The organism is Lelliottia sp. F153, assembly GCF_002870005.1.
GTDB classification, from domain to species: Bacteria; Pseudomonadota; Gammaproteobacteria; order Enterobacterales; family Enterobacteriaceae; genus Enterobacter; species Enterobacter nimipressuralis.
Window position 1 is genome coordinate 38,213 of record NZ_PKFT01000001.1, and the last position, 21,377, is coordinate 59,589.

Sequence of the window (21,377 nt, forward strand, 5' to 3'; positions counted from 1 at the left end):
ACTATGATACTGTGAGCAATCGATTACGAGGCTACAGACAGGCGAGCGTTTAAGGACCCACCATGAAAAAGATTGATGCGATTATTAAACCTTTCAAACTGGATGATGTGCGTGAAGCGCTGGCGGAAGTCGGTATCACCGGGATGACAGTCACCGAAGTGAAAGGCTTTGGTCGCCAGAAAGGTCATACCGAGTTGTACCGTGGCGCAGAGTACATGGTGGATTTCCTGCCGAAAGTGAAAATCGAAATTGTGGTGACTGACGATATCGTCGATACCTGCGTGGATACCATTATCCGCACGGCGCAGACCGGTAAAATCGGTGACGGCAAGATCTTCGTCTTTGACGTGGCGCGCGTCATCCGTATTCGTACCGGTGAAGAAGACGACGCGGCGATTTAAGCCGGCGTAGATGTCACCGGCCGGGTAGAGCGAACTGCCAGGTGTAATAAAAAGCCCCTCTGAAAGGGGCTGTTTGCGTTACAGCACTTTGTGTGGACCAAAGCATTCGTAATGGATCTGCTCTGCTTTAACGCCCAATTCAACCAGCTGCTTCGCGGCAAACTGCATAAAGCCGACCGGACCGCAGAGATAAAACTGCATGGCCGGATCGCTGAACGCCCCTTCCTGAGTCCGTATATCCATCAGCCCTGCGCTATCAAACACGTCATCGCTTTCCGGTTTGTTATACCAGATGTGAGAGGTGAAGCGCGGCAGCGTGGCACCCAGCGTTTTAACGTCTTGCGCAAAGGCATGCACCTGCCCATTTTCCGCCGCGTGGAACCAGTTCACCTGGGCGCTGTGGTTTGCCGCTGCGAGGGTATCGAGCATTGCCAGCATCGGCGTTTGGCCGACCCCCGCTGAGATCAGCGTGACAGGCGTGTTCGCTTCTACCGCCATAAAGAAATCACCCGCCGGTGCCGCCAGATGCACCACGTCACCGACGCTGGCGCGATTATGCAGCCAGTGAGAAACCTGACCGCCGTCTTCACGTTTCACCGCAATACGATAGCCTTTTCCATTCGCTTTACGGGTCAGAGAGTACTGACGAATTTCCTGATGCGGGAACCCTTCTGGTTTCAGCCATACGCCGAGATACTGACCCGGCTGATAATCCGCAACCGGAAGCCCATCGACGGGTTCAAATTCAAAGCTGGTGATCAGGGCACTACGCGGGGTTTTATCGGCGATACGGAACGCGCGCGTGCCTTCCCAGCCGCCGTTTTTCGTTGCGTGCTCGCTGTAGATTTGCGCTTCACGATTGATGAACACATTCGCCAGCACGCCGTAGGCTTTGCCCCAGGCGTCCAGCACTTCCTGGCCTGGGCTGAACATCTCGTCGAGCGTCGCCAGCAGGTGGCTACCGACGATATCGTACTGCTCAGGTTTAATCTGGAAACTGGTGTGCTTCTGGGCAATTTTCTCAACCGCAGGCAGCAGCGCGGCCAGATTTTCAATATTGCTGGCATACGCGGCGATGGCGTTAAACAGCGCCTCGCGCTGATCGCCGTTGCGCTGATTGCTCATATTGAAAATCTCTTTCAGCTCCGGGTTGTGAGCGAACATGCGATTGTAAAAATGGGCGGTGAGTTTCGGTCCGGTTTCGACCAGCAGGGGAATAGTGGCTTTAACGGTAGCGATGGTTTGAGCGTCTAACATAGCAACTTCCTTCGATTGTTACTCTAATGATGTATTTTAAATGCATCTTATAAAAAATAGCCCTGCTTTGTAAATGGTTCTTTGCATGATGAAATAGTTGCATCACAAACCTGAAAAGAAATCCATTGAAAATCGCGAGGTCTTTATTCCTCAAACCCTTGCGTGGCGGGTAGGTAAACGTTTGCGTAAAATCCTTTGTCAAGACCTGTTATCGCAACACTATTCGGTTATACTGTTGCCCGTCGTCTATCAGGACAGCCCTTTCAGGCCAAAATTTTATTGTTAGCTGAGTCAGGAGATGCGGATGTTAAAGCGTGAAATGAACATTGCCGATTATGATGCCGAACTGTGGCAGGCTATGGAGCAGGAAAAAGTACGTCAGGAAGAGCACATCGAACTGATCGCCTCCGAGAACTACACCAGCCCGCGCGTAATGCAGGCGCAGGGTTCTCAGCTGACCAACAAATATGCAGAAGGTTATCCGGGCAAACGCTACTACGGCGGTTGCGAATACGTTGATATCGTTGAACAACTGGCGATTGACCGTGCTAAAGAGCTGTTTGGCGCAGACTACGCGAACGTACAGCCGCACTCTGGTTCTCAGGCGAACTTCGCGGTTTACACCGCGCTGCTGCAGCCGGGCGATACCGTTCTCGGTATGAATCTGGCGCAAGGTGGCCACCTGACTCACGGTTCCCCGGTTAACTTCTCCGGTAAACTGTACAACATCATCCCTTACGGTATTGATGAGTCCGGTAAAATTGACTACGAAGACATGGCGAAGCAGGCGCAGACCCATAAACCGAAGATGATCATCGGCGGTTTCTCTGCTTACTCCGGCGTGGTTGACTGGGCAAAAATGCGTGAAATCGCAGACAGCATCGGCGCATACCTGTTCGTTGATATGGCGCACGTCGCCGGTCTGATTGCAGCAGGCGTTTACCCGAACCCGGTTCCACATGCGCACGTTGTCACCACCACGACCCACAAAACCCTGGCAGGTCCGCGCGGCGGCCTGATCCTGGCGAAAGGTGGTGACGAAGATCTGTACAAAAAACTGAACTCTGCCGTCTTCCCAAGCGCTCAGGGCGGCCCGCTGATGCACGTTATCGCAGCAAAAGCCGTTGCCCTGAAAGAAGCGATGGAGCCAGAGTTCAAAGTTTACCAGCAGCAAGTGGCGAAAAACGCGAAAGCGATGGTGGAAGTGTTCCTGAACCGCGGTTACAAAGTGGTTTCTGGCGGCACTGAGAACCACCTGTTCCTGCTGGATCTGGTTGATAAAAACCTGACCGGTAAAGAAGCCGACGCCGCGCTGGGCCGTGCTAACATCACCGTTAACAAAAACAGCGTACCAAACGATCCGAAGAGCCCGTTTGTGACCTCCGGTATCCGTATCGGTTCTCCGGCTGTTACTCGCCGCGGTTTCAAAGAAGCGGAAGTGAAAGAGCTGGCTGGCTGGATGTGTGATGTTCTCGACAACATCAACGATGAAGCTGTGATCGAACGTGTTAAAGGTAAAGTGCTGGATATCTGCGCACGTTTCCCTGTCTACGCGTAATTCTGCTCGCAGAAATAATAAAGGCCGCGTAAGCGGCCTTTATGTTATCTAGCGACGGTCGACAGATATTGCTCCCGGCCCGGTTACGGCCAGCAACAAAAACGCGCCGGCAATGCTGATATTCTTGTAGAAGTTAATCATGTTAGGCATAACCGCATCACCGCTCATATCCCAGTAGTGGTGACCAATCACCGCTGTCCCAAGCGTATAGAGGACAAAGAGCAGCGCCAGCGGCCGGGTGAAGAACCCGAGCACAATCAGAATCGCGGCGGGCACTTCCATGATCACCGCAATAATGGCTGCCAGCATCGGCATCGGTGCGCCGAGCGACGTCATATATTGCACCGTTCCATCAAAACCGGTCATTTTCGGAATACCAAAAATAATAAACAACACAACAATCGCGATACGTGCAATCAGCAGTACCAGCGGGCGGGACTGTCCGAAATCGAAATAGCGTAGAGTGTTCATGGCAGGCTCGTTATTGGATGGGGCTTATCATAAAGCTAATACACAACCGGTAACTCCGCCATAAGACCAAATTATCAGCCGCTTAACCCTTCGCAAGTCTGCTCCAGGTCCCCGTGCATTTCGCCCCGTTCCCGCTTTGGGCGGCCTGAATGCAATCTCGATACTCCGTCGGCGTAAGCGTTTCAGGAGCGAATAAACAGCCGCTGTCTGTCAGAGGTAATGTGATGGCTATCACAATATCATCGCAAACTCCGTGGCTGATGCTGTTTCGAATGTCGGGTGAAGCACGCTTATGCCTCGAACCTCAGCGCCATCCGGTGAATGCCCGTCATCACGCCGGACAACCTGATTTAACGGCGTTAGCCCTGGATGAGCGCACCCGTTTAGCCACAGAAATTGCCGCCGAATCAACGGCAAATTCCTGTTAATCAGCTGTTAATAGCCGCTTGCGTCGGCCACTTTTTAGCGCCAGACTAGCGCCTCCAAAACGGGAGGGATTCATGGGTTTGCATTCCACGCGCTGGCTGGCGCTCAGCTATTTTACCTACTTTTTTAGCTACGGTATTTTTCTGCCTTTCTGGAGCGTCTGGCTCAAAGGTATCGGCCTGACGCCGGAAACCATCGGCATTCTACTGGGTGCAGGCCTGGTAGCGCGATTCCTGGGCAGCCTGCTGATTGCGCCGCGCGTCAGCGATCCCTCTCTGTTGATTAAGGCCATGCGTATCCTCGCGCTGCTGACGCTGGTGTTCCTCGCGGGCTTCTGGGTGAATCAGCAGTTTGCGTGGCTGATGGTGGTGATGGTCGGTTTTAACCTCTTCTTTTCGCCGCTGGTACCGCTGACGGACGCGCTGGCGAACACCTGGCAAAAACAGGTGACGATGGACTACGGACGCGTGCGCCTGTGGGGGTCCATCGCCTTTGTGATTGGCTCGGCGCTGGTGGGCAAACTGGTCAGTCTCTACGACTATCGGGCCATTCTGGCGCTGTTAAGCGTCGGTATTGCCTCAATGCTGCTGGGGATGTTGCTGCAGCCGTCGGTGAAACCGCAGGGCGAAAGCCGTCATCAGGAGAGCACCGGCTGGTCCGCCTGGCGGTCACTGATTAAACAGAGCTGGCGTTTTCTGGCCTGCGTCTGTCTGTTGCAGGGCGCTCACGCGGCCTACTACGGTTTTAGCGCCATTTACTGGCAGGGGGCGGGGTTCTCCGCGTCGGCGGTGGGCTATCTCTGGTCGCTCGGCGTGGTGGCGGAAGTCATTATCTTTGCTCTTAGCAAGAAGCTGTTCCGCCGTTTTGGTGCGCGCGATCTGCTGCTGCTCTCTGCCGTCTGCGGCGTGTTGCGCTGGGGCATTATGGGCTGGACCACCGATCTCCCTTGGCTGATTGTGGCTCAGATCCTGCACTGCGGTACCTTTACGGTGTGCCATCTGGCGGCGATGCGCTACATCGCTGCGCGTCAGGGCAGCGAAGTGATTCGTCTCCAGGCGGTCTATTCGGCGGTGGCGATGGGCGGCAGTATCGCCGTGATGACGGTGTTTGCGGGCTTCCTCTATCAGCACCTCGGCCACGGCGTATTCTGGGTGATGGCGCTCGTGGCGCTGCCGGCTATGGTGGTTCGTCCCAAAGTGGCAGCGCGAAGCGAAGCGTTATGATTCCAGCATGGCGCGTATATGTTCCTGCTGCTGCGCATTCAACGTCTCTACGGCATGAATGAGCGGCGGCGAGAACAGCGGCAGGGCGGTAGGGTACGGAGTAATAATCAGCGCCGCCTCGCGCGGTGCGCCGTCCTTCTGAAACGTCTGGAGCGACACATAGCGGATATTCAGCGGCAGCAGCGTCAGCTCGCGCAGCTGCTCTTCAATCAACACTTCGCAGGCTTTATCATCGCCCGTTAACAGCACCACCTGTTTTTCATGCAGGTCGGTCTCCTGCATCAGCCAGGCGCCGAAAATCACCGCCACCAGGCTCATCTCCTCATCGGAAAACCGCAGGCCAAATTCTGCTTCTACTTCAAACAGCACATCCCGGGTAGTGCGCATCAGGCGCGGATAGAGGCGACCGATCTCTTCGGGCAGACTGTTATCGATGCCAACGCCAAACAGCGAGCGGTCCAGCGCCTGGGAAAGATGGATGTACAGCTGGTCCGTCAGCCCCTGTTCGTCGCTAAAGCGCATTCCTGTTTGCCCGCGAAAGCGCCCGATCATTCGAGAGATGGCGTGGCGCAGGCGTTGATCCAGCTGATGCGCATCGCGCAGCGGATCGGGCGTGCGCAGCATCATAAACAGCAGCGACAGAAACAGCGGCTCATCGGCATGGGGGCTTTGCCGCACGCGGCGCTGCCAGTGGCGGACAATCTCCTGCGCTGCCAGATATTCACCGCGCGAATGCGCCCAGTGGCGCTGAACAGCGGAGAACTGCGGCGTCTGCCCCAGATGATGCTGGATCAGGCAATACTGCAGATAGAGCTGCAAAAACTGCACGTCGCGGCACTCGAAGTGGCGCTGCAGGCGGCGCGAACAGAAGTTGATCAGCGCGCGCAGATTGGTATCGTCATACAGCGTACGCGCAATGCCGAGTTGTTTAAGCTCGGTTTTGAGCGCCGGGGTAAACTGTTGTGTAATAAAATGCGGACACAGCCGCAATGCCCGTCGCAACCAGTGCAGCAGGCATAAACGTTGATCGAGCGTCGTACCTTCAATTCGGTAGCTGCCGTCATGATGCGTCACGATGTTCAGCCGGTGATAGCGCTGGATCTCATCGCGTGTCTCGGCTATATCTTGCCGTGCAATGTCGTCGTCCACCCCATTGATATCAACAATACTTTGCGGGGTCACGGCAATACCTGGCAGGTAAAGCATCAAAAGCACCTGGCAGCGGCGCTGCGAACTGGAAAGCACAGATGGGTTTTCGAGGGTCGTCATCATCTGTCGGGTATCCAGTAGAAGTATTCGATAAGAATAGCTAAAGGATGTGCGCAGGAAAGCGCACCCGTGGGTCTTTCCGTCAGGAATGCGGGAGAACATCACAGAATTTTTGACGTGAGGAATCGATGCAAATAGTTAAACACAGCGCCACGGCGCTATTTTTGGCGGTTTTATCTTCTGCTGCCGTCGCGCATCCTCACAGTTTCATCAGCCTGCAGACGGAGATTGTCGCAGACGATACGCATCTGAGCGGGCTGAAAATGCGCTGGACGATGGATGAAATTACATCAGCCGATCTACTCTATGACGCGGGCGATGCGAAACCGGGCGATGAGATCTGGAAAAAACTGGCGGCGGAAGTGATGGCCAACGTACTCGGTCAGCACTATTTCACCGAGTTCTGGCACAACGGTCAGAAAGTGAAATTTCTTAATCGCCCCACGACCTACGGCATGGAGCGCGACGGGCACCAGGCGGTGTTAACTTTTATTCTGCCGCTGGCCGAACCTCAGCCGTTGGCAGGGCAGAAGTATACGTTTTCAACCTTTGACCCGAGCTACTACGTCGACATGAGTTATGCAGAAGACAAGGACGCAACGCTGCCCGCGGTGCTGCAAAAGCGCTGCACGATTGCGGTTCATACGCCAAAACCCAGCGAAGAGACGATGAATTTTGCGCTCTCTCTCGATAAAGCGGATGCGCCGCCGGAAGATATGGATTTAGGTAAACAGTTTGCGCAGCAGGTGACCGTGCAATGTCAGTGATCTCCACTTCACTCAGCAAAAAACGCCGCTGGCTGCACCTGTGGCCGCTGGCACTGTTTCTGATCTTAGCGGCCATCGGGGCGTTTTGGCTCTGGCAGGCGTGGCCGCAGGTGATGATGAAAAGCATCCTCTGGCAGCGCGACGTGAATCAGCAAATGAGCGGGCTGCTCAAGGCCGTGGCGGAAAACCCGACCAAAGCGGGCGGCTCGCTGCTGATCTTCAGCTTTTTGTATGGCGTGCTGCATGCCCTGGGGCCAGGGCACGGGAAGATCGTCATCACCACCTGGCTTGCGACTCACCCTTCAAAGCTCAAATCCAGTATCGGCTTAACGCTTGCCTCTTCCTTGTTGCAGGGGCTGGTGGCGATTGCGCTGGTGGTTGTGGTGCTGACGGTGCTGCAACTGCCTGCCCGACAGCTGCACATGAGCAGCTTCTGGCTGGAGAAGGGCAGTTATGCGCTGGTGGGCGTGCTGGGGGTGCTGCTCTGCTGGCGGGCGATCAAAAAACTGCGGGCATTACTTCGAAAACCAACGTTTAAAGCCTTCACGGCGCATCATGTTCACGACGCACATTGCGGTTGCGGGCATCAACATCTGCCGACGCAGGAGCAGCTTCAGAGCACAGATGACTGGCGAGCGCGGCTAATGATTATTCTGTCGATGGGAATGCGGCCCTGTTCTGGGGCGATCATGGTGCTGCTGTTCAGTAAGGTGATTGGAGTATTTAGCTGGGGCGTGGTCTCCGCGCTGGCGATGGCGGCGGGAACGTCACTGACGATTACCTCGCTGGCATTGCTGGTCCACAGTTTTCGCCAGCTGGCGGTCAAACTGAGTGGCAACAAAACGCCGGTACTGTGGCGGCAGGTTGGCTGGACGACGCTGGCGTTAGCGGGCGGGGTGATTTTACTGGTGGCGGCGGTGACGATGTGGATCAGTGCAGTGCCGGTAGGGCGGGGGTTACGACCGTTCTAAAACGAACGATGGCACTGCACTTATCCGGCCTACAGGATCGTAGGCCCGGGAAGTACAGTGCCACCGGGCACAACAGTCGGAATTAACGCTTCAGCGCTTCACTCAGTTCGTCACGCATGTTTGCCAGCATAGCTTTCACGACACGCGGGTTACCGGCCACGATGTTACCGCTCAGCATGTAGTTGTGACCGCCGGTGAAATCGCAAACCAGTGCGCCTGCTTCACGGGCAATCAGCTCGCCTGCAGCAAAATCCCACGGCTTCAGCGCGATTTCGAAATAACCATCAACACGGCCAGCGGCAACGTAGGCCAGATCCAGCGCAGCAGAACCGGTGCGACGGAAATCCGCGCATTCGGTGTAGAGCTTGCCGAGGATTTTCATGTAGGTCTGAGCGTGCTGTTTCGCCTTGAACGGGAAACCAGTCGCCAGAATCGTGCCATCCAGATCGCGAGAGTTGCTGCCGCGCAGACGGTAACCGTTCAGCTGCGCGCCCTGACCACGGGTAGCCGTGAACAGTTCGTTACGCATTGGATCGTAAACAACGGCCACTTCAGTACGGCCTTTGATGCGTACAGCGATAGAAACAGAGAAATGAGGAAGGCGTTTAACGAAGTTGGTGGTGCCATCCAGTGGATCGATTACCCATTGAACATCCTGATCTTCGCCTGCGTGTTCACCGCTTTCTTCGGTGATGATGGTGTGCTGCGGGTAAGATTTGCGAATGGTTTCGATAATAATCGCTTCTGCGGCTTTATCGACGTTAGTCACAAAGTCATTGCTGCCTTTCTGGCTGGTTTCTACAGAATCTGGAGTTTCGTAGTGTTTGGCAATTACATTACCCGCCTTGCGCGCTGCGCGCACGGCGATGGTCAACATAGGATGTTGCATCGGTTACTCTCACTGGATGTTAAAGAACAGGGGAAACGAAAACGGCCCAGAGTATAGCAGCGAGTTCGGATCATGTCTCTCGTTTATGATAATATGGCCGAATATTCTTCAGACACTGGCTTCAGACAAAACTAATTATGCTGCAAAACATCCGAATCGTACTGGTCGAAACATCGCACACCGGCAATATGGGCTCTGTCGCCCGCGCAATGAAAACCATGGGTTTAACCAATCTGTGGCTGGTCAATCCGCTGGTTAAACCAGACTCGCAGGCTATTGCACTGGCAGCAGGGGCGAGCGACGTGATCGGCAACGCTCAGATCGTCGATACCCTTGATGAAGCGCTGGCGGGCTGTAGCCTGGTCGTCGGTACCAGCGCACGTTCACGTACGCTGCCGTGGCCGATGCTCGATCCGCGCGAATGTGGCCTGAAAAGCGTTGCTGAAGCCCAGCAGGCGCCGATCGCACTGGTGTTTGGCCGTGAACGCGTTGGCCTGACCAACGACGAGCTGCAGAAGTGTCATTACCACGTGGCGATTGCCGCGAACCCGGAATACAGCTCCCTGAACCTGGCGATGGCGGTGCAGGTTATTGCCTACGAAGTGCGTATGGCATGGCTTGCGACCCAGGAAAAAGGCGTCACCCCGGAGCAGGAAGAAGACGCCGCGTATCCGCTGGTGGACGATTTAGAGCGTTTCTACGAACATCTTGAGCAAACGCTGCTGACGACGGGCTTTATTCGCGCGTCGCATCCAGGCCAGGTGATGAACAAGCTGCGCCGTCTGTTTACCCGCGCCCGCCCGGAAACGCAGGAGCTGAACATTCTGCGCGGGATGCTGGCGTCGATTATTGAGCAGAAGAATAAGCAACAGTAACGCCTGATTGCCCGGCTGCGCTTCGCTTGAGCGGGCCGACGTTCTGGTCAGTCGGGTGAGCAAAGCGCCACCCGACAAGGCTTAGAGCGCACATAAGGCTAAATACTTGACTAAAACAGTCAAGTAAATAGTTGACCAATTTAGTCGGGAATGTCAGACTTGGCCCTGCTATGCAATACCCCCCATTTTACAATAAAAAACCCCGGGCAGGGGCGAGTTTGAGGTTAAGTAAGACATGAGACTGACATCTAAAGGGCGTTATGCTGTGACCGCGATGCTGGACGTTGCGCTCAACTCTGAATCGGGCCCGGTTCCGTTGGCTGATATTTCTGAACGTCAGGGTATTTCCCTCTCTTATCTGGAACAGCTGTTCTCCAGATTGCGTAAAAATGGACTGGTTTCCAGCGTTCGCGGCCCAGGCGGCGGATATCTGCTGGGTAAAGACGCGGGCAGTATTGCAGTTGGCGAAGTCATTAGTGCTGTTGATGAGTCTGTTGATGCGACCCGTTGCCAGGGCAAAGGCGGCTGCCAGGGCGGCGATAAATGCCTGACCCACGCGCTGTGGCGCGATCTGAGCGACCGTCTGACCGGCTTCCTGAATAACATCACCCTCGGTGAACTGGTTAATAACCAGGAAGTTATGGAAGTGTCTGGCCGCCAGCATAATCACGAAAACCAACGCAGCACCCGCGCGCAAGACGCAATCGACGTTAAACTGCGCGCGTAAAAAAACGATAAGATTTTTCGAATCAGGCCGGGGCACCCGTTGCCCCGTGTACTCGGCCGTACATCCAGCCGGTTAGCCTGATTCCTTGCATTGAAGCGATGTACGGAGTTTATAGAGCAATGAAATTACCGATCTATCTCGATTACTCCGCAACCACGCCGGTGGACCCGCGTGTTGCCGAGAAAATGATGCAGTGTCTGACCCTGGACGGAAACTTTGGTAACCCAGCTTCCCGTTCTCACCGTTTTGGCTGGCATGCTGAAGAGGCGGTTGATATCGCCCGTAATCAGATTGCTGAGCTGGTTGGCGCCGACCCGCGTGAAATTGTTTTCACCTCCGGTGCAACCGAATCCGACAACCTGGCGATCAAAGGCGCTGCCAACTTCTATCAGAAAAAAGGCAAGCACATTATCACCAGCAAAACCGAACACAAAGCCGTGCTGGACACCTGTCGCCAGCTTGAGCGTGAAGGTTTTGACGTCACCTATCTCGCCCCTCAGAGCAACGGTATTATCGACCTGAAAGAGCTCGAAGCGGCCATGCGTGACGACACCATTCTGGTGTCCATCATGCACGTTAACAACGAAATCGGCGTGGTTCAGGATATCGCGACTATCGGCGAACTCTGCCGTGCGCGCGGCATCATCTATCACGTTGACGCGACTCAGAGCGTGGGCAAACTGCCTATCGATCTGAGCCAGCTGAAAGTGGACCTGATGTCCTTCTCCGGCCACAAAATTTATGGCCCGAAAGGTATCGGCGCGCTGTACGTTCGTCGTAAGCCACGTATCCGCATCGAAGCACAGATGCACGGCGGCGGTCATGAGCGCGGCATGCGTTCAGGAACTCTGCCTGTTCACCAGATCGTGGGCATGGGCGAAGCCTACCGTATCGCGAAAGAAGAGATGGAAAGCGAGATGGCGCGCCTGCGCACGCTGCGTAACCGTCTGTGGGACGGCGTGAAAGATATGGAAGAAGTCTATCTGAACGGCGACCTCGAGCAGGGCGCTCCGAACATTCTCAACGTCAGCTTCAACTATGTTGAAGGCGAATCGCTGATTATGGCGCTGAAAGACCTCGCGGTCTCTTCCGGTTCTGCCTGTACTTCTGCAAGCCTCGAGCCATCCTACGTGCTGCGTGCACTGGGCATGACCGACGAACTGGCACACAGTTCTATCCGTTTCTCTTTAGGTCGCTTCACTACCGAAGAAGAGATTGACTACACCATCAAGCTGGTTCGTAACTCCATTGGCCGTCTGCGTGACCTTTCTCCACTGTGGGAAATGTTCAAACAGGGCGTGGATCTGAACAGCATTGAATGGTCACATCACTAATCGGTACGAAGGAGAATTCAACATGGCTTACAGCGAAAAAGTTATTGATCATTACGAGAACCCACGCAACGTTGGCTCTTTCGACAACAGCGACGAAAGCGTTGGTAGCGGCATGGTTGGCGCGCCAGCATGTGGCGACGTGATGAAGTTGCAGATTAAAGTCAACAATGAAGGTATCATTGAAGACGCGCGTTTCAAGACTTACGGTTGCGGTTCTGCTATCGCTTCCAGCTCCCTGGTCACCGAGTGGGTGAAGGGCAAGTCTCTGGACGAAGCACAGGCAATTAAAAATACCGATATTGCTGACGAACTCGAACTGCCACCGGTGAAAATTCACTGCTCTATTCTGGCAGAAGACGCGATCAAAGCCGCTATTGCGGATTACAAAAGCAAACGTGAAGCGAAATAAGAAGAGTTGAGGTTTTGTTATGTCGATTACCCTTAGCGACAGCGCTGCCGCGCGAGTAAGCGCCTTTCTGGCGAACCGTGGTAAAGGCTTTGGCCTGCGACTGGGCGTACGTACCTCCGGCTGTTCCGGGATGGCTTATGTACTGGAATTTGTTGACGCACCGGCGACTGATGACACCGTGTTTGAAGACAAAGGCGTGAAGGTAGTAGTCGATGGCAAGAGCCTGCAATTCCTCAACGGCACTCAGCTGGACTTCGTCAAAGAAGGCCTGAACGAAGGGTTTAAATTCACTAACCCGAACGTAAAAGACGAGTGCGGTTGCGGCGAAAGCTTCCACGTTTAACTGCGTTCCGCTGTTATACCGATTAATTCGTGTTGCAGAAAGGCGGCGAGCGAGTGAATCTCCGGGAGCTTACTTAAGTAAGTGACCGGAGTGAGCGAGCGCAGGCAACGCATCTGCAACGCGAAGTAAGAAGGTATAACCCCACCGTGGCCTGGCTGCGTGTGGGGTTTGTTCTAACTGGCTAACCCTGAGATTGTTATGGATTACTTCACCCTCTTCGGGTTGCCCGCCCAGTACCCGATCGATATCCAGGCCCTGACGGTTCGTTTTCAGGATCTGCAACGTCAATTCCATCCTGATAAATTTGCCAGCGGGTCCCAGGCGGAGCAACTGGCTGCCGTTTCGCAGTCAGCCACCATTAATCAAGCGTGGCAAACGCTGCGCAGTCCCTTAGCGCGTGCGGAATATCTGCTCTCGCTGCACGGTTTTGATCTGGCTAGTGAACAACACACGGTACGCGACACCGCTTTCCTGATGGAACAGCTGGAGCTTCGCGAAGAGCTGGATGAGATCGAACAGGCGAAAGACGAAGTGCGTCTTGAAAGCTTCATCAAACGGGTGAAAGCGATGTTCGATACCCGCCATCAGCAGATGGTTGAACAACTGAATAACGAGACGTGGGACGTGGCGGCAGATACTGTACGCAAGCTGCGTTTTCTCGATAAACTGCGAAGCAGTGCTGAACAACTCGAAGAAAAGCTGCTCGATTTCTGATTTTGGAAGCTTAACATGGCCTTATTACAAATTAGTGAGCCTGGTCTGAGCGCCGCACCGCACCAGCGTCGTCTGGCGGTGGGCATTGATTTAGGCACCACCAATTCCCTCGTAGCGACCGTACGCAGCGGTCAGGCGGAAACGCTGGCAGACGCCGAAGGGCGTCATCTGCTGCCCTCTGTCGTTTACTACCAGCAGCAGGGCCATTCGGTGGGATATGACGCGCGCGCCAATGCCGCGAAAGATCCGGCCAATACCATCAGCTCGGTAAAACGGATGATGGGCCGCTCGCTGGCCGATATTCAAACGCGTTACCCGCATCTGCCTTATCAGCTGCAGGCCAGTGTTAACGGCCTGCCGATGATTGCCACCGACGCCGGGTTGCTCAACCCGGTTCGCGTCTCTGCCGATATTCTCAAAGCGCTCGCGGCGCGCGCGACCGAGACGCTCGAAGGCGAACTGGATGGCGTTGTTATCACCGTTCCAGCCTATTTCGACGACGCACAGCGTCAGGGCACGAAAGACGCTGCGCGTCTGGCGGGCCTGCATGTGCTGCGCTTGCTCAACGAACCAACCGCTGCGGCGATTGCTTACGGTCTCGATTCCGGCCAGGAAGGGGTGATTGCCGTTTACGATCTCGGCGGCGGCACCTTTGATATCTCCATTCTTCGCCTCAGCCGTGGCGTGTTTGAAGTGCTGGCGACCGGCGGCGATTCAGCCCTCGGCGGCGATGACTTCGACCACCTGCTGGCGGATTACATTCGCGAGCAGGCGGGTATTCCCGATCGCAGCGACGTGCGCGTTCAGCGCGAACTGCTGGATGCCGCTATCGACGCCAAAATTGCGCTTAGCGATGCCCAGTCTGTCACCGTTGACGTGGCGGGCTGGCGCGGCGAAATCACCCGCGAGCAGTTCAACGAACTGATTGCTGCGCTCGTAAAACGCACGCTGCTGGCCTGTCGTCGTGCGCTGAAAGATGCCAACGTCGACGCGAGCGAAGTGCTGGAAGTGGTGATGGTCGGCGGCTCAACGCGCGTACCGCTGGTGCGTGAACGCGTGGGCGAATTCTTTGGCCGCACGCCGCTCACCTCTATCGACCCGGATAAAGTGGTGGCGATTGGGGCCGCGATTCAGGCGGATATTCTGGTCGGTAACAAGCCGGACAGCGAAATGCTGCTGCTCGATGTAATTCCGCTCTCTCTGGGGCTGGAAACCATGGGTGGCCTGGTCGAGAAAGTGATCCCCCGTAACACCACCATCCCCGTGGCGCGCGCGCAGGAGTTCACCACTTTCAAAGATGGCCAGACTGCGATGTCTATCCACGTGATGCAGGGCGAGCGCGAGCTGGTCCAGGATTGCCGTTCGCTGGCGCGCTTCGCGCTGCGCGGTATTCCTGCGCTGCCAGCAGGCGGGGCGCATATCCGCGTCACCTTCCAGGTGGATGCCGATGGTCTGCTCAGCGTCACGGCGATGGAAAAATCGACCGGCGTGGAGTCATCCATCCAGGTGAAACCGTCTTACGGTCTGACCGACGGCGAAATCGCCTCCATGATTCAGGATTCAATGAGCTATGCCGAACAGGATGTGAAGGCACGTATGCTGGCGGAACAGAAAGTGGAAGCCGCGCGCGTGCTGGAAAGTCTCGAAGGTGCACTCACTGCCGATGCCGCGCTGTTAAGTGCCGCAGAGCGCCAGGCCATTGACGACGCCGTTGCGCAGTTACGCGCAGTGGCCGTTGGCGATGACGCTGACGCAATAGAACAAGCGATTAAAAACGTTGATAAACAAACCCAGGATTTCGCCGCTCGCCGCATGGACCAGTCTGTCCGTGTCGCGCTGAAAGGCCAGTCCGTGGACGAGGTTTAATATGCCAAAGATTGTTTTTCTGCCTCATGCGGACCTCTGTCCGGATGGCGCAGTTCTGGAAGCTGAGACCGGCGAAACCATCCTCGACGTTGCCCTGCGCAACGGTATCGAAGTGGAACACGCCTGTGAAAAATCCTGTGCCTGCACCACCTGCCACTGCATCGTGCGTGAAGGTTTTGACTCCCTCGCGGAAAGCACCGAAGACGAAGACGACATGCTGGATAAAGCATGGGGTCTGGAGCCAGACAGCCGTTTAAGCTGCCAGGCGCGCGTCACCGATGAAGACCTGGTGGTCGAAATCCCGCGTTACACTATCAACCATGCGCGTGAGCATTAACAGGGGGTAGTATGGGACTGAAGTGGACCGACAGCCGCGAAATCGGTGAGGCGCTGTACGACGCCAACCCGGATCTGGATCCGAAGACCGTACGATTCACCGATATGCATCAGTGGATCTGCGATCTGGAAGATTTTGACGATGATCCCAGCGCATCCAATGAAAAAATTCTGGAGGCGATTCTGTTAGTCTGGTTAGATGAAGCAGACGTTTAACAGAAAGAAAGATCATACGGGCTGCCTTCTGGCGGCCCGTTTGCTCGTTGCGAATAAGGAAAAATAAAATGACCGAAGCGATGAAAATTACGCTCTCTACACAGCCTGCTGACGCACGCTGGGGCGACAAAGCCACCTACAGCATCAACAATGACGGCATCACCCTGCACCTGAACGATTCCGACGATTTGGGTCTGATCCAGCGCGCCGCGCGTAAAATTGACGGCCTGGGCATCAAGCACGTCACTCTGGCCGGAGAAGGCTGGGACACGGATCGCAGCTGGGCATTCTGGGCTGGTTACAAAGGCCCGAAAGGCACCCGTAAAGTCGAGTGGGCGAACCTCGACGAATCCGCGCAGAAAGAGCTGGAAAACCGTCTGACCATCATCGACTGGGTACGCGACACCATTAACGCTCCGGCGGAAGAGCTGGGTCCTGAACAGCTGGCGCAGCGCGCAGTCGATCTGCTGTGCAAAGTCGCGGGCGATAAAATGTCTTATCGCATCACCAAAGGTGAAGATCTGCGCGAGCAAAACTACATGGGGATTCACACTGTAGGGCGCGGCTCTGAGCGACCACCGGTGCTGCTGGCTCTCGATTTCAACCCGACCGGCGACAAAGAAGCGCCGGTTTACGCGTGTCTGGTCGGCAAAGGCATTACCTTTGATACCGGCGGTTACAGCCTGAAGCAGAGCGCGTTTATGGACTCGATGAAGTCCGACATGGGCGGCGCGGCAACCATTACCGGCGCACTGGCATTCGCTATCACCCGCGGTCTGAACAAGCGCGTAAAACTTTACCTGTGCTGTGCAGACAACATGGTGAGCGGCAATGCGTTCAAGCTGGGCGATATCATTCGCTACCGTAACGGTAAAAATGTCGAAGTGATGAACACCGACGCCGAAGGCCGTCTGGTGCTGGCGGATGGTCTGATTGACGCCTCTGCGCAGAAACCTGAGCTGATCATCGATATGGCGACCCTGACGGGGGCGGCGAAAACCGCTCTGGGTAATGACTATCACGCACTGTTCAGCTTCGACGACAAACTGGCCGCACGCCTGCTGGCGAGCGCCGCCGCTGAGAACGAACCTTTCTGGCGTCTGCCGCTGGCGGAATTCCACCGCAGCCAGCTGCCGTCTAACTTTGCCGAGCTGAACAACACCGCAAGCGCAGCGTATCCGGCTGGCGCAAGCACCGCTGCAGGCTTCCTGTCCCACTTCGTTGAGAACTATCACGAAGGCTGGCTGCACATCGACTGCTCTGCCACCTACCGCAAAGCGGGCGTGGAACAGTGGTCTGCGGGTGCTACCGGTCTGGGTGTGCGTACGATTGCGAATTTGTTGACTGCTGAGTAGTCGTCCTGCCGGGTGGCGTAGCCGCTGCCCGGCCTACAAACCCCGTAGGCCCGTGCAAGCGCTGCGCCGCCGGGCGATTAACGTAACGAAACTATGTCCGAAACCAAAAACGAATTAGAAACCCTGCTGGAGCAGGCGGCCACGGAGCCAGCTCACCGTCCGGCATTTTTCCGCACCCTGCTGGAGTCCACCGTCTGGGTTCCGGGAACGGCGGCTGAGGGCGAGCAGGTTGTGGAAGACAGCGCGCTGGATCTGCTGCACTGGGAAAAAGACGACGGCACGTCTGTTATCCCGTTTTTCACCTCGCTGGAAGCTCTGCAGCAAGCGGTGGAAGACGAACAGGCGTTTGTCGTCATGCCCGTGCGCACGCTGTTTGAAATGACGCTCGGTGAAACGCTCTTCCTCAACGCCAAACTACCGACCGGGAAAGAGTTTACCCCGCGTGAAATCAGCCATCTGATTGGCGAAGAGGGCAACCCGCTCAGCACGCAGGAAGTGCTGGAGGGCGGCGAAACGCTGCTGTTGTCTGAAGTGGCTGAGCCTCCGGCGCAGATGATCGACTCTCTGACCACCCTGTTCAAAACCATCAAGCCGGTGAAACGCGCGTTTCTATGCTCTATCAAAGAGAGCGCAGAAGAACAGCCCGTGCTACTGATTGGGATTGAAGCCGATGGTGACATCGACGAGATCATTCAGGCGGCGGGAAGCGTTGCGACCGACACGCTGCCGGGCGATGAGCCGATTGACATCTGTCAGGTCGTGAAAGGTGAGAAGGGCATTAGCCACTTTATTACCGAGCACATCACGCCGTTCTATGAACGTCGCTGGGGCGGATTCCTGCGCGATCTGAAAACCACCCGCATTATTTAATATTCTCGGGGTGAGCACTCACCCCGTTGCTTCCAGCAGTAACAAATCCATCAGCAAAACCAGATTCGATTCAAATGACGTCACGCCTGCGGCCTCGGCGGCATAATGCACGGCTTCGTCATACAATGCGAAATGCAAATCCGCCATTCCGGCAAGCGTATTCGCTGACGCACGGGTAAAGGCAATCACCGTCATGCCGACGTTTTTGGCGATCCGCGCTTTATCCAGCACCTGCTCTGTTTCACCGCTGCGCGACACCGCGATAAACACCTGGTAACGCGTGGCGTTGCTCAGAAAAATATTCCGGCTGTCGCCCGGCCCGGAGATAAAGGCCGTTTTGCCCAGCACCTGCAGCTTTTTCGTCAGGTACTCCGCGAACAAATAGGAAAACCCGGCACCGTAGAGAAAGAAACTCTCTTTCTCGCGTAGCAGCGTGGCAAACTGACGGCGCTTCTCTTCCGTGACCCACTGAAACGTCTGCTGATAGTTGGCGATAAACTGGCTGAACAGGGCGGGCAGGTGAGGCAAATCCTGCGCCTGCACCGCAATGTGCGGTGTGTCGGTCAGCAGCTGTTTGCAGTGCCAGATAAACTCGCTAAAACCGCTAAACCCCAGCTTCTGACACAAGCGCATAATGGTGGCCGTCGAGACAAAGGTCGCCTGCGCCAGCTCGCGTACCGTGATATTGCCCACCAGCAGCGGATGCTCCGTGAGGTGGGCCAGGACGCGATATTCCGCGCGGGTCAGGGACTCCCCGCGCGTGAGCAGTGTTGCCAGTCGGTTATCCATTACTGAGCAGGTTCAATCGGCAGATCGTCCCTGGCACCCCATTCGCTCCACGCACCGTCGTACAGCGTCACATCGGTCACGCCGAGCGTTGCCAGCGCAAGAATCACCACGCAGGCGGTCACGCCGGAGCCACAGCTGGCAACCACAGGCTTATGCAAATCCACCCCCTGGCGGGCAAAAATCTCGCTCAGTTCATCGGTGGTTTTCAGCTCGCCTTCAAACACCAGATCGCCCCACGGTACGTTGAGCGCGCCGGGAATGTGTCCGCGTTTCAGGCCTGGGCGGGGTTCGTCAGCCTGGGCTGCAAAGCGTGGCGCCGGTCGGGCATCGACAATTTGCGCCGTTTTCTCGTGGCTCACCAGCAGAACGTCGGTGAGACGTTTCACGGCGTTTGGGTCCAGCGTCGCGTCAAAGTCGCCTTCCGGCAGAGCGACATCCCCTTGCTGAAGTGGCAGTTCATTGCGCTGCCAGCCTGCCAGGCCACCGGCCAGAATAGACACATTCTCTACGCCGAAGGTTTTCAGCATCCACCATGCGCGCGGAGCGGAGAACAGATTGCCCTCATCGTAAACCACCAGATGTTTATCGTGGCTCACGCCCAGCTCACGCATGGCCACGGCAAAAGCTTCCGGGCGCGGCATCATATGGGGCAGGGGAGAGGTGTGATCGGAGAGGGCTTCGATATCAAAAAAGACCGCGCCCGGAAGATGTCCGGCGCGGTATTCAGCGGGAACGTCGCGATGCTCCTGCCCTGGCGGGGCCATGCGCGCGTCGAGGATTTGCACTTCCGGGTCGTCGCTATGTTCGAGAAGCCAGTCGGCTGCGACAAAATATGAGGTGGACATGGGTGCCTCCATTTTTTTCCTTAAAAAAGGATTGTCGGTGTTTTATCTGACACCGACAAGCAAACCACGTTCAACTCGCGAGCAACCCCCTATTTTTTCACCGCTTCGCCGTCCTGCCAGGCTTTTTGCAGCGCGGGCCAGTAGTCGCGGTTAGCCTCGATCATCTCATCGAGAATGGCTTTTGCATGTTCCATCGTCGGCACGGTACGGTTCAGGGTGAATGCCTGCAGTGCCTTTTCGTAGCTGCCTTCGATGGTCGCTTCTACCAGCAGTTGCTCAGAGGCGAGCTGTTGTTGCAGCAACGTCTGGTGGAACAGTGGCACCTGGCCCACGCGGATCGGCTCAGGCCCTTCGGAGGTAATATAGGCCGGGACTTCCACTACCGCGTCGTACGGCAGGTTAGTGATCGCCCCCCGGTTTTCGACCATCACCAGATGGCGCTGACGCAGGTTGAACGCCAGCGAACGGGCCACATCGACAATAAACTCGCCGTGCACGCCGACGTGGAAGGCATCGGACAAAATCCCGGTACGCTTATACTCTTCGGCGGCTGCAAACAGCTTTTTCTCGCGCCCGTTCATCACTTCGTTGGCACGGGTATAATCCGGGTTTTGATGCTCAACAATCTGATTTGGCATCAGGTAATACTGCAGATACGGGTTCGGCAGATATTCCGGGAAGTTATCCATGATCGGCTTGATGTTGCGCCAGGTTTTCACCCATGAGGGATCTGAGTGCTGCGGGTCGGTTTTGGCTGCATCTTCCGTCAGCAGACCATATTTTGCGATGTGGCGGCGCAGCTCAGGCAATCTGTCCACGCCATCGACCAGCACGCGAGTAAACCAACCGAAGTGGTTCAGGCCGAAATAGTCCACTTCCAGCTTGTGACGATCAACGCCCAGAATCGCGCCCATATTACGCATCGCTGCCACCGGCATATCGCAGATGTTCAGCACGCGGGCGTTAGGACGCAGGCGGCGTACGCCTTCAGCCACAATTGCCGCCGGGTTGGAGTAGTTCACGATCCACGCTTTCTCGTGTGCGTATCGCTCTACCAGATCGATCAGTTCGACCATCGGCAGAATTGTGCGTAGCCCGTATGCCAGTCCGCCAGGGCCGCAGGTTTCCTGACCGACGACGCCGTGGCGCAGGGGGATCTTCTCGTCCTGCTCGCGCATTTTATACTGACCGACACGCATCTGGGCGAACACAAAATGGGCACCGCTGAAGGCCACTTCCGGGTCATGCGTCACGCTGAATTTAATGCTCTGGCTGTGGTCGCGAATCACTTTCTCGACCACGGGTGCGATGGTGTCCTGGCGCGCGGCGTCGATGTCGTAGAGGCGGATTTCTGCCAGCGGGAAATCCTGCAGCTGGACCATGAGGCTTTTCACAATGCCGGGTGTGTAAGTGCTGCCACCACCGGCAATGGAGAGAATAAAGGGAGGTTTAAACATGTTTGGCTC

Annotated in this window: 24 protein-coding genes; 17 read left to right on the forward strand and 7 right to left on the reverse strand. The window is 55.9% G+C overall.

Annotated features, from left to right (window positions below; all coding sequences use genetic code 11):
* Window positions 1–62 precede the first annotated feature (62 nt).
* Window positions 63–401: a nitrogen regulatory protein P-II gene (gene glnB, locus F153LOC_RS00190; protein ID WP_002914032.1), complete on the forward strand. Its 339-nt coding sequence runs from the start codon at window positions 63–65 to the stop codon at window positions 399–401.
* A 78-nt stretch (window positions 402–479) separates the two neighbouring features.
* Here the strand turns inward: glnB and hmpA are convergent, their stop codons facing one another.
* The gene (gene hmpA / locus F153LOC_RS00195) at window positions 480–1,658 is read right to left on the reverse strand and encodes an NO-inducible flavohemoprotein (protein WP_102104987.1); all 1,179 of its coding nucleotides are present in this window, start codon (window positions 1,656–1,658) and stop codon (window positions 480–482) included.
* 304 nt (window positions 1,659–1,962) lie between these two features.
* Between hmpA and glyA the strand changes: the two genes are divergently transcribed.
* Complete coding sequence (gene glyA / locus F153LOC_RS00200) at window positions 1,963–3,216, forward strand: serine hydroxymethyltransferase (RefSeq protein WP_100779297.1); 1,254 nt, start codon at window positions 1,963–1,965, stop codon at window positions 3,214–3,216.
* Between the two features lie 48 nt (window positions 3,217–3,264).
* On the opposite strand, the gene F153LOC_RS00205 is transcribed toward glyA, so the two are convergent.
* Window positions 3,265–3,687: a DoxX family protein gene (locus F153LOC_RS00205; protein WP_102104986.1), complete on the reverse strand. Its 423-nt coding sequence runs from the start codon at window positions 3,685–3,687 to the stop codon at window positions 3,265–3,267.
* Window positions 3,688–3,911: 224 nt separating this feature from the next.
* On the opposite strand from F153LOC_RS00205, the gene F153LOC_RS21700 reads away from it, so the two are divergent.
* Window positions 3,912–4,115, forward strand: a complete 204-nt coding sequence (locus F153LOC_RS21700; protein WP_369804801.1) for a hypothetical protein — start codon at window positions 3,912–3,914, stop codon at window positions 4,113–4,115.
* 72 nt (window positions 4,116–4,187) lie between these two features.
* Window positions 4,188–5,336, forward strand: a complete 1,149-nt coding sequence (locus tag F153LOC_RS00215; protein WP_102104985.1) for a 3-phenylpropionate MFS transporter — start codon at window positions 4,188–4,190, stop codon at window positions 5,334–5,336.
* Here the strand turns inward: F153LOC_RS00215 and csiE are convergent.
* Window positions 5,331–6,608, reverse strand: a complete 1,278-nt coding sequence (csiE, locus tag F153LOC_RS00220) for a stationary phase inducible protein CsiE (RefSeq protein WP_102104984.1) — start codon at window positions 6,606–6,608, stop codon at window positions 5,331–5,333. The genes F153LOC_RS00215 and csiE overlap by 6 nt on opposite strands.
* Window positions 6,609–6,733: 125 nt before the next feature.
* On the opposite strand from csiE, the gene F153LOC_RS00225 reads away from it, so the two are divergent.
* The gene (locus F153LOC_RS00225; RefSeq protein ID WP_100779301.1) at window positions 6,734–7,372 is read left to right on the forward strand and encodes a DUF1007 family protein; all 639 of its coding nucleotides are present in this window, start codon (window positions 6,734–6,736) and stop codon (window positions 7,370–7,372) included.
* Window positions 7,363–8,343: a nickel/cobalt transporter gene (locus F153LOC_RS00230; RefSeq protein WP_102104983.1), complete on the forward strand. Its 981-nt coding sequence runs from the start codon at window positions 7,363–7,365 to the stop codon at window positions 8,341–8,343. The genes F153LOC_RS00225 and F153LOC_RS00230 overlap by 10 nt, the downstream gene beginning before the upstream one ends.
* 82 nt (window positions 8,344–8,425) lie before the next feature.
* Here F153LOC_RS00230 and suhB read toward each other — a convergent pair whose 3' ends face one another.
* Complete coding sequence (suhB, locus tag F153LOC_RS00235) at window positions 8,426–9,232, reverse strand: inositol-1-monophosphatase (protein WP_100779303.1); 807 nt, start codon at window positions 9,230–9,232, stop codon at window positions 8,426–8,428.
* A gap of 137 nt (window positions 9,233–9,369) precedes the next feature.
* Between suhB and trmJ the strand changes: the two genes are divergently transcribed.
* The 11 genes from trmJ (at window position 9,370) to sseB (ending at window position 18,277) form a co-directional block, all read left to right on the forward strand.
* Window positions 9,370–10,107, forward strand: a complete 738-nt coding sequence (trmJ, locus tag F153LOC_RS00240) for a tRNA (cytosine(32)/uridine(32)-2'-O)-methyltransferase TrmJ (protein ID WP_100779304.1) — start codon at window positions 9,370–9,372, stop codon at window positions 10,105–10,107.
* Between the two features lie 235 nt (window positions 10,108–10,342).
* The gene (gene iscR, locus F153LOC_RS00245) at window positions 10,343–10,834 is read left to right on the forward strand and encodes a Fe-S cluster assembly transcriptional regulator IscR (RefSeq protein ID WP_100779305.1); all 492 of its coding nucleotides are present in this window, start codon (window positions 10,343–10,345) and stop codon (window positions 10,832–10,834) included.
* A 119-nt stretch (window positions 10,835–10,953) separates the two neighbouring features.
* On the forward strand, window positions 10,954–12,168 hold the full coding sequence (locus F153LOC_RS00250; RefSeq protein WP_100779306.1) for an IscS subfamily cysteine desulfurase: 1,215 nt from the start codon (window positions 10,954–10,956) through the stop codon (window positions 12,166–12,168).
* Between the two features lie 22 nt (window positions 12,169–12,190).
* Window positions 12,191–12,577 carry a Fe-S cluster assembly scaffold IscU gene (gene iscU / locus F153LOC_RS00255; RefSeq protein WP_005120408.1) on the forward strand — a complete coding sequence of 129 codons (387 nt, stop codon included), beginning with the start codon at window positions 12,191–12,193 and terminating at the stop codon, window positions 12,575–12,577.
* A gap of 19 nt (window positions 12,578–12,596) precedes the next feature.
* Entirely contained in the window at window positions 12,597–12,920 is a 324-nt protein-coding gene (gene iscA, locus F153LOC_RS00260; protein ID WP_100779307.1) for an iron-sulfur cluster assembly protein IscA, read from the forward strand.
* Window positions 12,921–13,118: 198 nt separating this feature from the next.
* Window positions 13,119–13,634 carry a co-chaperone HscB gene (gene hscB, locus F153LOC_RS00265; RefSeq protein WP_102104982.1) on the forward strand — a complete coding sequence of 172 codons (516 nt, stop codon included), beginning with the start codon at window positions 13,119–13,121 and terminating at the stop codon, window positions 13,632–13,634.
* A gap of 15 nt (window positions 13,635–13,649) precedes the next feature.
* The gene (gene hscA, locus F153LOC_RS00270) at window positions 13,650–15,500 is read left to right on the forward strand and encodes a Fe-S protein assembly chaperone HscA (protein WP_100779309.1); all 1,851 of its coding nucleotides are present in this window, start codon (window positions 13,650–13,652) and stop codon (window positions 15,498–15,500) included.
* A gap of 1 nt (window position 15,501) precedes the next feature.
* A complete protein-coding gene (fdx, locus tag F153LOC_RS00275) occupies window positions 15,502–15,837 on the forward strand; it encodes an ISC system 2Fe-2S type ferredoxin (RefSeq protein WP_100779310.1) in 336 nt (111 codons plus the stop codon).
* An 11-nt stretch (window positions 15,838–15,848) separates the two neighbouring features.
* Window positions 15,849–16,052, forward strand: coding sequence for a Fe-S cluster assembly protein IscX (gene iscX / locus F153LOC_RS00280; RefSeq protein ID WP_100779311.1), 204 nt, complete (start codon window positions 15,849–15,851; stop codon window positions 16,050–16,052).
* A 68-nt stretch (window positions 16,053–16,120) separates the two neighbouring features.
* Window positions 16,121–17,407, forward strand: a complete 1,287-nt coding sequence (gene pepB, locus F153LOC_RS00285) for an aminopeptidase PepB (protein WP_100779312.1) — start codon at window positions 16,121–16,123, stop codon at window positions 17,405–17,407.
* A gap of 93 nt (window positions 17,408–17,500) precedes the next feature.
* Window positions 17,501–18,277, forward strand: a complete 777-nt coding sequence (sseB, locus tag F153LOC_RS00290) for an enhanced serine sensitivity protein SseB (protein ID WP_100779313.1) — start codon at window positions 17,501–17,503, stop codon at window positions 18,275–18,277.
* 18 nt (window positions 18,278–18,295) lie between these two features.
* Here the strand turns inward: sseB and F153LOC_RS00295 are convergent, their stop codons facing one another.
* The 3 genes from F153LOC_RS00295 to F153LOC_RS00305 all read right to left on the reverse strand — a co-directional run bounded on the left by F153LOC_RS00295 (window position 18,296) and on the right by F153LOC_RS00305 (window position 21,368).
* The gene (locus F153LOC_RS00295) at window positions 18,296–19,066 is read right to left on the reverse strand and encodes a MurR/RpiR family transcriptional regulator (protein WP_102104981.1); all 771 of its coding nucleotides are present in this window, start codon (window positions 19,064–19,066) and stop codon (window positions 18,296–18,298) included.
* The gene (gene sseA, locus F153LOC_RS00300; protein ID WP_102104980.1) at window positions 19,066–19,911 is read right to left on the reverse strand and encodes a 3-mercaptopyruvate sulfurtransferase; all 846 of its coding nucleotides are present in this window, start codon (window positions 19,909–19,911) and stop codon (window positions 19,066–19,068) included. Before sseA ends, F153LOC_RS00295 begins: the two co-directional genes overlap by 1 nt.
* Before the next feature lie 89 nt (window positions 19,912–20,000).
* Window positions 20,001–21,368, reverse strand: coding sequence for a 6-phospho-alpha-glucosidase (locus F153LOC_RS00305; protein WP_102104979.1), 1,368 nt, complete (start codon window positions 21,366–21,368; stop codon window positions 20,001–20,003).
* Window positions 21,369–21,377: the final 9 nt, after the last annotated feature.

What these genes read in the sequence shown, in the direction of transcription:
- F153LOC_RS00230 (WP_102104983.1), top strand. Translation starts at nt 7,363, where the DNA reads ATGTCAGTGATCTCCACTTCACTCAGCAAAAAACGCCGCTGGCTGCAC.
- iscX (WP_100779311.1), top strand. Translation starts at nt 15,849, where the DNA reads ATGGGACTGAAGTGGACCGACAGCCGCGAAATCGGTGAGGCGCTGTAC.
- F153LOC_RS00215 (WP_102104985.1), top strand. Translation starts at nt 4,188, where the DNA reads ATGGGTTTGCATTCCACGCGCTGGCTGGCGCTCAGCTATTTTACCTAC.
- fdx (WP_100779310.1), top strand. Translation starts at nt 15,502, where the DNA reads ATGCCAAAGATTGTTTTTCTGCCTCATGCGGACCTCTGTCCGGATGGC.
- iscR (WP_100779305.1), top strand. Translation starts at nt 10,343, where the DNA reads ATGAGACTGACATCTAAAGGGCGTTATGCTGTGACCGCGATGCTGGAC.
- hmpA (WP_102104987.1), bottom strand. Translation starts at nt 1,658, where the DNA reads ATGTTAGACGCTCAAACCATCGCTACCGTTAAAGCCACTATTCCCCTG.
- csiE (WP_102104984.1), bottom strand. Translation starts at nt 6,608, where the DNA reads ATGATGACGACCCTCGAAAACCCATCTGTGCTTTCCAGTTCGCAGCGC.
- F153LOC_RS00205 (WP_102104986.1), bottom strand. Translation starts at nt 3,687, where the DNA reads ATGAACACTCTACGCTATTTCGATTTCGGACAGTCCCGCCCGCTGGTA.
- F153LOC_RS00295 (WP_102104981.1), bottom strand. Translation starts at nt 19,066, where the DNA reads ATGGATAACCGACTGGCAACACTGCTCACGCGCGGGGAGTCCCTGACC.
- suhB (WP_100779303.1), bottom strand. Translation starts at nt 9,232, where the DNA reads ATGCAACATCCTATGTTGACCATCGCCGTGCGCGCAGCGCGCAAGGCG.
- glyA (WP_100779297.1), top strand. Translation starts at nt 1,963, where the DNA reads ATGTTAAAGCGTGAAATGAACATTGCCGATTATGATGCCGAACTGTGG.
- F153LOC_RS00250 (WP_100779306.1), top strand. Translation starts at nt 10,954, where the DNA reads ATGAAATTACCGATCTATCTCGATTACTCCGCAACCACGCCGGTGGAC.
- F153LOC_RS00225 (WP_100779301.1), top strand. Translation starts at nt 6,734, where the DNA reads ATGCAAATAGTTAAACACAGCGCCACGGCGCTATTTTTGGCGGTTTTA.
- F153LOC_RS21700 (WP_369804801.1), top strand. Translation starts at nt 3,912, where the DNA reads ATGGCTATCACAATATCATCGCAAACTCCGTGGCTGATGCTGTTTCGA.
- iscU (WP_005120408.1), top strand. Translation starts at nt 12,191, where the DNA reads ATGGCTTACAGCGAAAAAGTTATTGATCATTACGAGAACCCACGCAAC.
- sseA (WP_102104980.1), bottom strand. Translation starts at nt 19,911, where the DNA reads ATGTCCACCTCATATTTTGTCGCAGCCGACTGGCTTCTCGAACATAGC.
- trmJ (WP_100779304.1), top strand. Translation starts at nt 9,370, where the DNA reads ATGCTGCAAAACATCCGAATCGTACTGGTCGAAACATCGCACACCGGC.
- glnB (WP_002914032.1), top strand. Translation starts at nt 63, where the DNA reads ATGAAAAAGATTGATGCGATTATTAAACCTTTCAAACTGGATGATGTG.
- pepB (WP_100779312.1), top strand. Translation starts at nt 16,121, where the DNA reads ATGACCGAAGCGATGAAAATTACGCTCTCTACACAGCCTGCTGACGCA.
- hscA (WP_100779309.1), top strand. Translation starts at nt 13,650, where the DNA reads ATGGCCTTATTACAAATTAGTGAGCCTGGTCTGAGCGCCGCACCGCAC.
- sseB (WP_100779313.1), top strand. Translation starts at nt 17,501, where the DNA reads ATGTCCGAAACCAAAAACGAATTAGAAACCCTGCTGGAGCAGGCGGCC.
- hscB (WP_102104982.1), top strand. Translation starts at nt 13,119, where the DNA reads ATGGATTACTTCACCCTCTTCGGGTTGCCCGCCCAGTACCCGATCGAT.
- iscA (WP_100779307.1), top strand. Translation starts at nt 12,597, where the DNA reads ATGTCGATTACCCTTAGCGACAGCGCTGCCGCGCGAGTAAGCGCCTTT.
- F153LOC_RS00305 (WP_102104979.1), bottom strand. Translation starts at nt 21,368, where the DNA reads ATGTTTAAACCTCCCTTTATTCTCTCCATTGCCGGTGGTGGCAGCACT.